Raw genomic sequence first — 12,822 nt, forward strand, 5'->3', positions numbered from 1 at the left:
AAGATGGCAAAGAAAGGCAATAGAATACAAGTTATATTAGAGTGCACTGAGCACAAAGAATCTGGTCAACCAGGTACTTCAAGATATATTACTACAAAGAACAAGAAAAATACTCCTGAGAGATTGGAAATTAAAAAATTCAATCCTATTCTTAAGAGAATGACCGTTCATAAAGAAATTAAATAGATTTTCATATTAGGAAATCACAAAAAATTATAAGTCATGGCTAAGAAGACCGTAGCAAGTTTACAGACAAGTTCTAAAAGATTGACAAAGGCTATAAAAATGGTTAAGTCACCAAAATCAGGTGCTTACGTTTTTGTTGAGCAAGTAATGCCACCAGAATTGGTAGATGCTTGGATCGCCAAGAAATAAGAATTATAACTTTTAGTAGTTATTGAGCCCCTTTCCTACGAAAGGGGCTTTTTAATTTTTATATTTGAATAACCATATGATGAACAATGAGCTTATTTAAAAAAATATTTTCTTCCCAGAAAAAAGAAACCTTGGATAAAGGTTTGGAAAAAACGAAAACCAGCTTTTTTTCTAAATTAGGTAAAGCGGTTGCCGGTAAGTCAAAAGTAGATGATGATGTGTTGGATAATCTTGAAGAAGTATTAGTGTCTTCAGATGTAGGGGTAGACACAACTTTAAAGATTATTGAAAGAATTGAAGCTAGGGTAGCACGTGATAAATATGTGGGTACAGACGAGCTGAATTCAATTTTAAGAAGTGAGATTGCAGCACTTTTGTCCGAAACCAATGATGGTGACATATCTGATATGCAAATTCCTAAAGATAAAAAGCCATATGTAATTATGGTAGTAGGTGTCAACGGAGTTGGTAAAACTACAACCATTGGTAAATTAGCACATAGATTTAAAAACCAAGGTTTAAAAGTTGTATTAGGTGCGGCAGATACCTTTAGGGCAGCAGCTATTGATCAATTGCAGGTTTGGGCAGATCGTGTAGATGTTCCTATTGTAAAACAACAAATGGGCAGTGACCCTGCATCCGTAGCTTTTGATACGCTAAGTTCTGCAGTTACTCAAGATGCAGACGTAGTAATTATCGATACCGCTGGGCGTTTACATAACAAGGTAAATTTAATGAACGAGTTGACCAAGGTAAAACGCGTTATGCAAAAAGTTGTAGAAGATACACCGCATGAAGTCTTGTTGGTCCTTGATGGTTCTACAGGTCAAAATGCGTTTGAACAGGCAAAGCAGTTTACGAAGGCTACAGAAGTAACGGCATTGGCCATTACCAAATTAGATGGTACTGCAAAAGGTGGTGTGGTCATCGGAATTTCTGATCAATTTAAGATTCCTGTAAAATATATTGGAGTGGGTGAAGGTATTGAAGATTTACAGGCATTTAATAAGTACGAATTTGTAGATTCATTCTTTAAGATTTAAAATTGAGATACGGCTGGTTCATTTTTCCTCTTTTATTATGTAATCTGAGCTGGGGGCAAATGAACCACCCAAAAGCTAGTCCCTTCGCCAGGATTGAGCAAGAAGTAGGGCTCTCAAAAATTACCGTAGAGTATTCGCGGCCATCTGCCAAGGGTCGTACATTATTTGGTAACCAACCTAATGGAGCACCAGGCTTAGTGCCTTATGGGCGTATTTGGCGGGTAGGGGCAAATGAGTCAACCAAAATTACGTTTAGTACCAACGTAATAATCGGTGATAATTCTTTGGAAAAGGGTACTTATGCCCTTTATGCATTTCCAAATGAGAACAAATGGGAAATCGTATTCCATAAAAATCTAACGCATTGGGGAGATGGTAGAAAGAACTACGACCCCAATGAAGATGCACTTCGTATTGCATTATTGCCAACCGAAGTGAAAGTTTTTCAAGAAAGTTTTCTGATTTCATTCGATGATATCGATCACAACGGAACATTGATGAATTGGAATTGGGGAACAACACAAATATCTATACCCATTCATTTTGATACCAAGGCTATCATGAAAGTTCAAATAGCGAATAAACTTTCAAATGCTCCTAGTGCCCAAACGTATTATGAAATTGCTAGATATTATCAGGAGCAAAATATACATACAAATGAGGCAAAAGAGTATGTTGAAAGGGCTATTGAATTAGGTGGCGATACTTATTATTTTCATAGAGTACGCTCATTAATATTGGCTGATCTAAAAATGTTTGATGAAGCAATCACAGCAGCAAAAATTTCTATGAAATTGGCGGAGAAGGAGGGGAAAGATGAATTTGTTCGCCTCAATCAAGATAATATTGCACATTGGAAAGCGCTTAGCATAATTAAACAATAATAATATGAAAAAACTCCTTTTGTTAATGGTCATCATTTTTTTGGGTGCCTGTAAAACTGAACAGGATACAAAAGAAAGGCGTGAAATTGTTCTTTGGACTCCCTATGACGATTCATTAGAAGTAGCTGGTAATGCCGATCATGATAATACTCGTATGCGGTACAAATTGATTCAATCTAAAGTGCTTGATAAAAATGAAGTGTTTAGGCCGCTATATAAAGAGGTTTCTAATCTGACGGAAGAAAAATACAAACTACTGCTACCTATGATTTTGGAGCAAGATATTTTTGTAATTCGAAATCATATCAAAGAAGGGAGATTAACTTATGAGGATTTGGTTCTGTTTTATTTATACCGTATTTATAAATATGAATTGGATAATACCACAACGTTAAATACCGTAATTGCTCTTAATGAAGATGTTGTTCAGCAAGCTCGTGAGTTGGACGAGCAAAATGAAAAAGGAGTTGCCACCCAAATACAACATCCAATCTATGGCATGCCCATATTGTTAAAGGATAATATTAATACCGTAGGAATGAAAACAACGGCCGGTTCAATTGCTCTTATGGACAATAAAACGGAAGATTCATTTATAGTACGGCAACTTAAAAAGAATGGTGCTTTAATTTTGGGTAAGGTAAATTTAAGCGAATGGGCTTATTTTTTATGTTCAGGTTGCCCAGTAGGGTATAGCGCATATGGTGGTCAAACTTTGAACCCCTATGGTCGTAGAATATTTGAAACAGGCGGTTCCAGTTCTGGTAGTGGAACTGCAGTTGCGGCAAACTATGCAGTTGCGGCCGTTGGTACAGAGACATCAGGGTCTATATTGTCACCTAGTAGTCAAAATTCTGTTGTGGGCTTAAAACCAACCATAGGTTTATTAAGTAGGTCAGGATTAGTTCCTATATCCAGTACTTTGGACACTCCCGGTCCAATGACCAAAAATGTAAAGGACAATGCTATTTTATTATCGGCTATGTTGGGTTATGATGAGGTGGATAGTGCATCTATGGAAGATAACTATCCGGGCATTTTATCCGCAGGCCTTAATCCTGAACCTCTAAATGAAATTAGGTTAGGAGCCATTAAAGAGCTAATGGAATCTGATAGTATCTATAGAAAAACTATAGATAAACTAAAAAAAGAAGGTGCTACAATTATAGAAATAGTACCTCCGGAAGTAAGTATGGACGGATTCTTAAGTATATTAAATATTGACATGCGAAATGATTTACCCTCTTATTTAAGGAATTATACGGATCCTAACTTAGTGAAGATAAAATCTCTTGAAGATGCAGTAGCATTCAACAATAATGATTCTTTAGTAAGAATCCCTTATGGTCAAGCGCTATTTAATGGCATAGTTTCAGATACCACAACTAGCTCAGAATTAGAGGAAATAAAACTGAATTTAGAAAAAAATGGACGAACGTTTTTTAATTCAGCTATGGATAAGAATAGGTTAGATGCAATACTTTCTATTAATAATTATCATGCAGGTTATGCTGCTGTTGCAAAATATCCAGCGCTTACAGTGCCTATGGGTTATAAACCATCTGGAGAACCAATTAGTCTAACTTTTATAGGCAAACAATTCACTGAAGCCAAATTGCTTAGAATTGGTAAAGCATATGAAGAAAAATTTCCTGTCAGGATCATGCCTACAGACTACAGAAATTAATATTGTTTTAGGTGTCATGAAAAGAAGGGGATTTATAAAGAACACTTTTCGATGGGGAGGGGGATTAGGGTTGTTGGTCGGTTTATATAGTTGGCAAATAGAGCCTTTTTGGCTGAAATATGTTCATTTAAAAATGCCATTAAAAAACTTACCTGATGCCCTTGTAGGTAAAACACTGATGCAGATTAGTGATATACATATCGGTAATTCGTTCGATTATCAATATATCATAGATTCGTTTGAGGAAGCACAAAAATTGAATCCTGATTTTGTAGTCTATACTGGAGATTATGTAACCTATGAAAATAACGAACAGATTGATCAGTTGAATGAGGTGCTACAATATGTGGTAAAGGGTACTTTAGGTACTATAGGTATTCTAGGTAATCATGATTATGGTATCGACTTTGTCGAAGAACCTGTGGCAAAGACCATCACTGAAAGTTTAAGGGCAGTAGGCGTCACCATGTTGAGAAATGATGCTATTGAAATAGACGGACTCAATTTTTTGGGAATGGATGATTTTTGGGGAAGTAATTTCTATCCCTTGAAAGCTACCGCTAAATATAGACCTGAAATGGCGAATATCACTTTATGTCACAATCCTGATGTATGCGATTTACCTGTTTGGAACAATTTTAAGGGGTGGATATTATCTGGTCATACCCACGGTGGGCAAGTAAAACCACCATTTTTACCCGCTCCATTACTTCCAGTGAAAAATAAAAATTACGATGCAGGTATTAAAAAATTGGGAAAAGGAAAAACGCTTTATATAAACAGTGCCATAGGATGTCTTCGCCAAGTACGCTTAAATGTAAGACCAGAGATTACGGTTTTTGAGCTTACAAAAGAAGTTTAGGGTATCCTGTAGCTAATCAATAGTTTGTATTACAGTCTCGGAAGGTAATCTAAATTTACCTATTAAATTGGGTTGTGTACTATCTTCCTTATGCCTGTAGCCAATTGCAACCGAAAATAAAACTTTATGATCTTTGAGTTTTAGAATTTCCTTGTATTTTTCAGGTTCAATACCTTCCATGGGTGTAGAGTCTATTTCCATAGCTGCACAGGCTGCCAAAAAGAAACCTAATGTTATGTATACTTGATGGGTAAGCCAATTAATGGTTTTTTCGTGCGGTTGTGGTTTTACAAATTGTTTATAGAACCTCACAGAACCTTCATTTAGATTTTCTTCAACTCTTCTTTCAAATTCTAGCAAGTTGTCCATAACGCTAAATACAACTAAATGACTAGCATCCTTAATTTTGGAAGCATTAAAATAAGATGCTTCGGCTAAATCATCTTTTATTTGTTCATTTGATACAAAAGTAAATAACCATGGTTGGCTATTAATTGAAGAAGGACTTAGTTTGAGTATATCCTTTAAATCTTGAATATCTGAATTTGATATCTTACGGGTTGCATCATATTTTTTAGTTGTGTACCTATTTTCTGCAAATTGCTTAAAGTCCATTGTATCTAAATTGATTTATTTCTAGTTTTATAACTTAGAATAGTAGTTTTTATTCTAATATACAAGGTTAATTTTCTATTACTGCATTTATCAATTCCCATAATTCGTTGTCAAAACTAGAAGGTCCTAAAAGTTCTTCATTGCTAGCTCCGCCCATACGTACTATAACCATATCTAAGCTTGGTACCATATATAACTTTTGATCGTTTAAGCCAAGTCCTGCGATAAGGTCGTCTGGAGCATTAGGTATTAAGCTACCTGTAAATTCGTCTTCTGAACTTGGTAGTCTAAAGCTGCTTTTACCGTTTAACCAATAGAGGTAGCCGTAAGCAAGGTTATGGTTTTGAGACGAATTGGTCATGGCATTAAAATATTCTTGGTCGGAAAGAATAGAGGTGCCATCCCAATTACCTTGGTTAAGGTTTAAAATTCCGAAGCGGGCCATACTTCTTGCGGTACTGAAAAATACGTTGTTGTATCCTATTTTAAGGAACAAACCTTGCATACCAATAGGTTCTTTGATTTTTTCGGAGAAATATGAATTGAAATCTCTTTCTGTAGCGTTAGCAATTACATCATCTAACATAGTATACGGTCCGTTATGGTAGTACCAAAATGTATTTGGGTCATTTAAAAAGTTTAAGCATTCTGGGTCAGTACAGAAAATATCTTCAACCGTATAATCTAGACCGGTTGTCATTGTCAATTGGTTCTTAATAGTAATATTCTGTTCTTGGTTTAAGGGCATATTTGTCCATCCCTCACCTAAATAGGTAGATGTGGGTTCCAATATATTTAAGAAACCTTCTTCTTGGGCAATACCTGTTAACATTGCAGTTAAATTTTTTCCAGCGGAATTCCATGCATGATTGTCGTCAGATTTAAAATCACCAAAGTATTTTTCTATGACAATTCTTCCGTCCTTTATTATAATGAAAGCATCTGTATTGTTATTTTCTAAAAAGAAGTATAAGTTACTGACTTCATCTTCATTCCATCCTAATGTTTCCATAGAAAGGGTTTCCCACTCGTTTGTTCTGGAAATAGGTGGAAAATATGTTTCGGTAGGTACTGGTGTTACAGCAGGTGGCGTTCCACTTTTTCCTGTTTCAGTAGATGGTTCAGAATCACTTGAACATGAAACAAAAACAGATAGTAGGGCAATTAGGCTGAAATATTGGGAGAATTTCATTTTAAATTTAAGTTTTGGGCGTTAATAAACCGTAATCAACTAAAGATTACAAGTAAATTTGTCCATATCTAACGTTTTTAAATACCCAAATCGTATTTTTGCACCCCAATTAAAATTATGAGGACAAAATCTCTTAAGAGGAACAAAATCAACGTAGTAACGCTAGGTTGTTCAAAAAATGTTTATGATTCTGAAGTACTCATGGGCCAATTAAAGGCTAACGACAAAGAAGTTGTGCATGAAGAAGAAGGGAACATCGTAGTAATTAACACATGCGGCTTTATTGCTAATGCCAAAGAAGAGAGTGTTAATACCATTTTAGAATATGTTCAAAAGAAAGAAGAAGGTGCGGTTGATAAAGTTTTTGTAACCGGTTGCTTAAGTGAACGCTATAAGCCAGATTTGCAAAAAGAGATACCAAATGTAGATGAGTATTTTGGCACTAGTGAATTGCCAGGGTTATTAAAAGCGCTAGGAGCAGATTATAAGCATGAGTTAATAGGTGAGCGTTTGACCACTACACCAAAAAACTATGCTTATTTGAAAATAGCCGAAGGTTGTGATAGACCTTGTTCATTTTGCGCTATTCCATTAATGCGTGGTAAACATAAAAGTACACCAATTGAAGAATTGGTGACAGAAGCTGAAAAACTTGCCGGCAAAGGGGTAAAAGAACTTATTTTGATAGCTCAAGATTTAACTTACTACGGTCTTGACCTTTATAAGAAAAGAAATCTTGCCGAATTATTAGAGGCATTAGTGAAAGTTGAAGGTATTGAATGGATACGTTTGCATTATGCATTTCCGGCAGGTTTTCCAATGGATGTACTTGATGTAATGAATAGGGAACCAAAAGTCTGTAACTATTTGGATATCCCATTACAACATATATCTGATAGTATTTTAAAAAGTATGCGTCGTGGTACTACGGAGGCTAAAACGACCAAGTTGTTAAAAGAATTTAGGGAGGCGGTACCTGAAATGACCATTAGGACCACCTTAATCGTAGGATATCCAGGAGAGACCGAAGAAGATTTTGAAATTCTTAAAAATTGGGTAATTGCCATGCGTTTTGAGCGTTTGGGGTGTTTTACATATAGCCATGAAGAAAATACACATGCCTATAGTTTGGTTGATGATGTGCCTGAAGAAGTAAAGCAAGAACGTGCAAATATCATCATGGAAATACAATCTCAAATTTCTTGGGAATTGAACCAACATAAAGTAGGTGAAACATTTAGATGCATAATTGATCGTAAAGAAGGAAATTACTTTATCGGAAGAACTGAGTTTGATTCACCGGATGTGGATAATGAAGTGTTGATCGATGCTACTAAACATTATGTGAAACAGGGAGAATTTGTAAATGTGAAAATTACAGAGGCCGCAGATTTTGATTTATACGGTGAGCCTGTTTAAAAAAAAATCCCAATTTTAGTTGGGATTTTTTTTTACCTAAAAAGTGATGTTTACAAATGGGATTATTGGGCTAGAATAAACACTTTCGTCATCATCATATAACACATTAAATTTGGCACCAATAGAGATTTTATTATTAATGTTGTAGCCTGCGCCAACAAATAATGCGGATTCCCAAAAATCATCTTTAATTTCACCAGTAGGTGTTTCTTGTTTTGTATTCACTTTTAATTGGGCAAACTCCAACAAGCTCATTAATTTTTTAGATAGATTGTATTGTCCAATAACGTTAGCACCAAAGGTTGTAGTTTTTTGAACATTTTTAATGGAATTATAACTTCCTTGAACTCCCACGCCTAAACTAAAATTATCGCTTACATTATATATTAAGTTAGGTGACAAGCTAATATTGGTGCCTCCTAAAAAATTGAGTCCAAAGCCACATCCAAATTTTAGGCGTGGATCAACAGTGACCAAACTATCAACTGTTTGTAGTTGCTCTGTTGTTGTGCTATCTAAGGAAACAGGAGTGTTCATTGTAGCTGAACTATCTATTACCGAGATATTGGTTACTTGTGAAGATACTTGTGCGTAAATAGCAAAAAAGACCAATGACAAGGCATTGGTTAAGACAGATTTTTTCATTTTTAAATTTTGGTTATGTGTTATATAGAGTTTAAATATAAATCATTTAATATTAAACTCGTTTAGCCAAAATTAGCATAAAAATAAAAATTATGTTCGTAACTATAATTTTGGTATCGTATTAACTAATTGATTAAAAGATAATTATGTTCAAAGTTCTTTCTTCATCATGCCTATAGTGAAATAACCGAGCAGAATTATTATAAGTCCTGTTATTCCCCAAAGCCACCACTTATTTTCAAAAAGAGGAGCAGTAGTTATAGATTCTTTTTTTTGTATATCTATTGTCTTTCCTAAATTTAAATTAGTAATATTTTGAGGTAAAATTATTTTTGTCTTGGCAATGTCGTAATTTGGAGATTTGTCTGTATTTTTTCCATACACCATAAAGTAATTGGCAGGCGCGGTAAAGCGTGTTGTTAAGGTGTGTATAAAACCTCTTAGTGTTACACTGGAAATGTTCAGGGGTTGATTGTCATAGTTTAATATAATGATACGTACTTTTTTTGCTAGTATACTAGGAAGTTCAAAGTTGTTATCTTCCATTGAAGAAAGTGTTTTGGTGGTCAGAGGTCTATAATTATAATACCAGCCTTTTTCCGATTTAACACTATCTGCTAAATATTGTAATGATATGGATCTATTATAGTCAAAATTATCATCTACTGTGACAGTTAAAAAATCTAATGGTACCTTGGTGCTTAGTTCCACATCAACAATAGTATTCTTTTCTTGTTCTTTTACTTGAAATGATTGTACCTGATAATTTCGATATGCGGCTTCCTTTTTTGCCTTTTTAAGAATTTTCACCGTAGCTAATTTTGGCTCTACTTCACTCTTGATCAATAAGCGATAATACCTATAGCTGGTATCGGAAAATTTTAGAGTTGTAAAGGCGTAATTGGTCTGGTCATTGTTTATGGATAGAATGCGATAATCTTCCAAAATGGTGAACCATTGTTTTTGATGCTGACTACCCTCTAAAGTTATTTCCCAGTTGAAATTTTGGTCTTTTAAATCTAGTATAATCTCATTGATGGTTTCTTTATTTGGCAATTCATAGGTGAAGTAATATCCTTTTGTATTATGAACCCGATTCAAAAGATTAAAAGAAATTTCGTCGTTGGCCTGGGTTGCCTTTGAAGTCTTGTGTATATAAGGCGCTTCAATAGTATCTGTTGCGGTTATGCCATAAATTCTAATATCGCTTAAGTTGGCATTCAAATCTTTAAATACGGAATTTGGTATTTCAATGTTGTGCCATAAGCTATCTATCCCTTTTAGTTCTATTTTTTTAGCATAGGAATGCATTTGCGCAAAAGAAAATGATGTTATTATAAAGGCAAAGAATGTTAAGTGATAATTATTTGACTTCATCTGAAATAATGTGTTTGTATTTATTGTAAAGAAATGAAATGATCAATAATAAAACTCCAAGGGAAACGAATACTATAGTCTTAGCAATAGTATTCAATGAAGAAATATCATAGAAAAACAATTTGATCAATGTTAATGAAAATAGTACGATAGCACCTACACGCAGGTATTTTTTCTTTTTCCAAATTCCTAGTGCAATAAGAAGTAGTGCATAAACGCCCCATAAAATGCTTAGACCTAGTTTGTATGATTGATTAGATCCTGCTAGATCCATCCAATTTAGCAACTCGCTACTAAGAATCCAGATGATAGAAATGTGCAGTAAAATTTCAAAGGGTATTTTGTAGTTGATTTTTAGATATTCCTTTTGGGCTACTTTGTAAATAGCAAAAAGTAAGAAAGCAAAAAATGCAAATGAAATATAACGTATGTATATATTATATATTCCAATTTTATAAAACTCGGCGAGTTCCTGGGTTATATAGTTTTCGCGTAATTCGCTAAGTATGTAAAGACCACTCGTTAAAAAAGTAAATGTCGTTAAAAGAGCAGCAATCAAAGATACAATACCTAGGGTTTTGTTTTTTAACTTGAAGTTGTTTATCAAACCTAATGCGGTGATAAATACCATAGTGTAAATTATAAGCCAAACAGATTCAAGATCAACAATATTGTAATTGTATTCAGGGTAGTTGCCAATGGAATTCTCGATATTAATTTTAGAGGCTTGAAAAGTATTGTTCCAATAGTGTTCAATTTCAAAATATAAAGCTAAATATAGCGTACCAAGAAACAAGGCAGGTATACATATTTTCATACAATTCTGTACAAAAGATGGTTTTGTTGATGGAGTTTTTAATTGAAGCCAGGTCATGAATCCGTATGCGGAAATACAAATTAAAGAGGTTAAAAAGGTAGTGTTTAATATGGGGCTCCATACATCAGAAGTATTTCTCCAATGATATCCCTGTTCCCAATCCATCATTAAACTAACCATGGTCAGAGCCACCATGATAAAAGAAAGATACTCATAGAAAGTTACCTTTTTTGTTCGTCCTATCCAGAATAAAAGGGCAGCTTCTAATGCCCAAATCAAGGTTACCCAGTTGCCATCTAATTGAACAGGAACAGCAATGGTGATAAACGAAAGAACAAAGCCAGAAGTCATGAAAAATAACTTTCTGTCTGCCAATTTTCTTTTAAAAATTATTACCGTGATAATAAAATGAATCAACGCATTAAAAACCGTAAATAGACCCAGATAAGACTCACCGCCCTCATAATTATAAAGCCATGCAATACCAAAACCGTAAAATATAAAGGAGTTGAGTAAGATTAATACAATGTCGCCAACCTTAAACACCTCGGTTTTAACTAGTTTAAAAGCTAAAAATGTAATGTAAAATATAGTAAAGAAAGTAGCTAAAAAGGTAAAGCCTAAAATAAAATTATTATGGTAATCATCACTTTCAAAAAAGAACCAATAGCTATATATAAGCCAAGTAAAAGTAAAGGAAACGTAGTAGAGTGCTTTCCAATATTTTTTAAATGAAATCGCCAATAAGCCCACATTAATTAAGGAGATGTAGCTAAATAAAGCAGTTATGTTGCCAGAATCCTTACTCAGTAAGAACGGCACTGCGTAGGCCCCTACAAGACCAATATGTGCAATTACCTGTTTATTGTAATTTAATGCTGCTACAACACCAAAAACGGTACATAGGAGCATTATAGCAAAGGCTATTAGTTGTGGAAAGAGCGCATAAAGATCATATGCGGCAAATGTTATAAAGTACAGTATTGCGAGCGCACCACTGACCAAAACGGCACTATAGCTCTCGTATTTTGCTTTTAATTTAATACCAAATCCAATTAAACCTAAACCTACTAAATAACCAAGTATAATTCTTGTTAGCGGACTAATTAAATTATTTTCTATAGAGTATTTTGCACCTATGACAACGCCAATTACCGTAATCAATATTCCAATTTTATTGATGAGGTTTTCACCAATAAATTTTTCGAGATTTGATTTTTTCTTGGGTAGAGTTGATTTCGTTTTAGGTGGATCTACCGGTTTATTAGAGTTAGGGTCAATTGTCTGTTTAATTTGAACGGGGTTTTCGGTAATTTCCGGTTCTATCAATTTGGAAGTTTCAACAATAGGCTTGGATATAGGTTCTTCTTGAAACTTTTTATTAGAATCTTCAGTAAACTTTAAGGCTTGGGTATTTCTTAATATTTGAATATCCCTTCGTATTTCATTTACTTCAATATTAAAATCTTGCTGCTTTTTTAAAAGAATTTCTAATTTTTGCAGCAAGATATTTATTTGGTCTTGGTCGTTAGCCATAAGCATTGGTTTACGCCCCAATAAATTAGGGTCTTCTAATGTAAACGTAAAAGAAGCAGATTTGTTGGAAGATTTGCCAAATTCCTTTACCAAATAAAATATCCCTTAAACGAGATAAACTGTTTAAGGGATATTGGTAATTACCAATTGATCAAGAACATTGGTTAATCAAAATTATTTTTCAAAATACAGGTAGATATACATAGCTGCACCAAAATTAGATGCATCTGTAGAAACCAAACGCCAACCATCTTTTGCGTAGCTATCTAATTTTTCTTGAATTTCTTTGTTGGAATTATCTACAATATGGTATTTGTCAAACGTAAGTTTCGAATAATAAATAAGTGTTTCAACTTTGTATTGTTTCATA

General features: G+C 34.2%; 13 protein-coding genes. 7 read left to right on the forward strand and 6 right to left on the reverse strand.

Annotated features, from left to right (window positions below):
- Positions 1-3 precede the first annotated feature (3 nt).
- The 6 genes from rpmG to I600_RS16650 all read left to right on the forward strand — a co-directional run bounded on the left by rpmG (position 4) and on the right by I600_RS16650 (position 4,851).
- The gene (gene rpmG / locus I600_RS16630; RefSeq protein WP_058105695.1) at positions 4-186 is read left to right on the forward strand and encodes a 50S ribosomal protein L33; all 183 of its coding nucleotides are present in this window, start codon (positions 4-6) and stop codon (positions 184-186) included.
- 36 nt (positions 187-222) lie between these two features.
- Positions 223-375: a DUF4295 domain-containing protein gene (locus tag I600_RS19035; RefSeq protein WP_071340023.1), complete on the forward strand. Its 153-nt coding sequence runs from the start codon at positions 223-225 to the stop codon at positions 373-375.
- Between the two features lie 86 nt (positions 376-461).
- Complete coding sequence (gene ftsY, locus I600_RS16635; protein WP_058105696.1) at positions 462-1,418, forward strand: signal recognition particle-docking protein FtsY; 957 nt, start codon at positions 462-464, stop codon at positions 1,416-1,418.
- 59 nt (positions 1,419-1,477) lie between these two features.
- The gene (locus tag I600_RS16640; RefSeq protein ID WP_058105697.1) at positions 1,478-2,302 is read left to right on the forward strand and encodes a DUF2911 domain-containing protein; all 825 of its coding nucleotides are present in this window, start codon (positions 1,478-1,480) and stop codon (positions 2,300-2,302) included.
- A gap of 4 nt (positions 2,303-2,306) precedes the next feature.
- Positions 2,307-3,989: an amidase family protein gene (locus tag I600_RS16645; protein ID WP_058105698.1), complete on the forward strand. Its 1,683-nt coding sequence runs from the start codon at positions 2,307-2,309 to the stop codon at positions 3,987-3,989.
- 16 nt (positions 3,990-4,005) lie between these two features.
- Positions 4,006-4,851: a metallophosphoesterase gene (locus I600_RS16650; RefSeq protein WP_058105699.1), complete on the forward strand. Its 846-nt coding sequence runs from the start codon at positions 4,006-4,008 to the stop codon at positions 4,849-4,851.
- Positions 4,852-4,863: 12 nt separating this feature from the next.
- Here the strand turns inward: I600_RS16650 and I600_RS16655 are convergent, their stop codons facing one another.
- Positions 4,864-5,466: a nitroreductase family protein gene (locus I600_RS16655; protein WP_058105700.1), complete on the reverse strand. Its 603-nt coding sequence runs from the start codon at positions 5,464-5,466 to the stop codon at positions 4,864-4,866.
- A gap of 67 nt (positions 5,467-5,533) precedes the next feature.
- Positions 5,534-6,658: a serine hydrolase domain-containing protein gene (locus I600_RS16660; RefSeq protein WP_058105701.1), complete on the reverse strand. Its 1,125-nt coding sequence runs from the start codon at positions 6,656-6,658 to the stop codon at positions 5,534-5,536.
- 117 nt (positions 6,659-6,775) lie between these two features.
- On the opposite strand from I600_RS16660, the gene rimO reads away from it, so the two are divergent.
- A complete protein-coding gene (rimO, locus tag I600_RS16665; RefSeq protein ID WP_058105702.1) occupies positions 6,776-8,077 on the forward strand; it encodes a 30S ribosomal protein S12 methylthiotransferase RimO in 1,302 nt (433 codons plus the stop codon).
- A gap of 36 nt (positions 8,078-8,113) precedes the next feature.
- Here the strand turns inward: rimO and I600_RS16670 are convergent, their stop codons facing one another.
- From I600_RS16670 to I600_RS16685, 4 genes are all read right to left on the reverse strand, one after another.
- The gene (locus I600_RS16670; protein ID WP_058105703.1) at positions 8,114-8,722 is read right to left on the reverse strand and encodes a hypothetical protein; all 609 of its coding nucleotides are present in this window, start codon (positions 8,720-8,722) and stop codon (positions 8,114-8,116) included.
- A gap of 150 nt (positions 8,723-8,872) precedes the next feature.
- Entirely contained in the window at positions 8,873-10,099 is a 1,227-nt protein-coding gene (locus I600_RS16675; RefSeq protein ID WP_058105704.1) for a DUF3999 family protein, read from the reverse strand.
- Complete coding sequence (locus I600_RS16680) at positions 10,086-12,545, reverse strand: DUF2339 domain-containing protein (protein WP_245188909.1); 2,460 nt, start codon at positions 12,543-12,545, stop codon at positions 10,086-10,088. The genes I600_RS16675 and I600_RS16680 overlap by 14 nt, the downstream gene beginning before the upstream one ends.
- Positions 12,546-12,626: 81 nt before the next feature.
- Positions 12,627-12,821, reverse strand: coding sequence for a DUF4177 domain-containing protein (locus I600_RS16685; protein ID WP_058105705.1), 195 nt, complete (start codon positions 12,819-12,821; stop codon positions 12,627-12,629).
- Position 12,822 lies beyond the last annotated feature (1 nt).

Origin of the sequence: Maribacter dokdonensis DSW-8, assembly GCF_001447995.1 — a bacterium.
In the GTDB taxonomy this organism is placed as follows: Bacteria; Bacteroidota; Bacteroidia; order Flavobacteriales; family Flavobacteriaceae; genus Maribacter; species Maribacter dokdonensis.

Excerpts from the sequence above, each read along its gene's own strand:
- I600_RS16660 (WP_058105701.1), bottom strand. The coding sequence starts at position 6,658 with ATGAAATTCTCCCAATATTTCAGCCTAATTGCCCTACTATCTGTTTTT.
- I600_RS16670 (WP_058105703.1), bottom strand. The coding sequence starts at position 8,722 with ATGAAAAAATCTGTCTTAACCAATGCCTTGTCATTGGTCTTTTTTGCT.
- rimO (WP_058105702.1), top strand. The coding sequence starts at position 6,776 with ATGAGGACAAAATCTCTTAAGAGGAACAAAATCAACGTAGTAACGCTA.
- I600_RS16675 (WP_058105704.1), bottom strand. The coding sequence starts at position 10,099 with ATGAAGTCAAATAATTATCACTTAACATTCTTTGCCTTTATAATAACA.
- ftsY (WP_058105696.1), top strand. The coding sequence starts at position 462 with ATGAGCTTATTTAAAAAAATATTTTCTTCCCAGAAAAAAGAAACCTTG.
- I600_RS16655 (WP_058105700.1), bottom strand. The coding sequence starts at position 5,466 with ATGGACTTTAAGCAATTTGCAGAAAATAGGTACACAACTAAAAAATAT.
- rpmG (WP_058105695.1), top strand. The coding sequence starts at position 4 with ATGGCAAAGAAAGGCAATAGAATACAAGTTATATTAGAGTGCACTGAG.
- I600_RS19035 (WP_071340023.1), top strand. The coding sequence starts at position 223 with ATGGCTAAGAAGACCGTAGCAAGTTTACAGACAAGTTCTAAAAGATTG.
- I600_RS16645 (WP_058105698.1), top strand. The coding sequence starts at position 2,307 with ATGAAAAAACTCCTTTTGTTAATGGTCATCATTTTTTTGGGTGCCTGT.
- I600_RS16685 (WP_058105705.1), bottom strand. The coding sequence starts at position 12,821 with ATGAAACAATACAAAGTTGAAACACTTATTTATTATTCGAAACTTACG.
- I600_RS16640 (WP_058105697.1), top strand. The coding sequence starts at position 1,478 with ATGAACCACCCAAAAGCTAGTCCCTTCGCCAGGATTGAGCAAGAAGTA.
- I600_RS16650 (WP_058105699.1), top strand. The coding sequence starts at position 4,006 with ATGAAAAGAAGGGGATTTATAAAGAACACTTTTCGATGGGGAGGGGGA.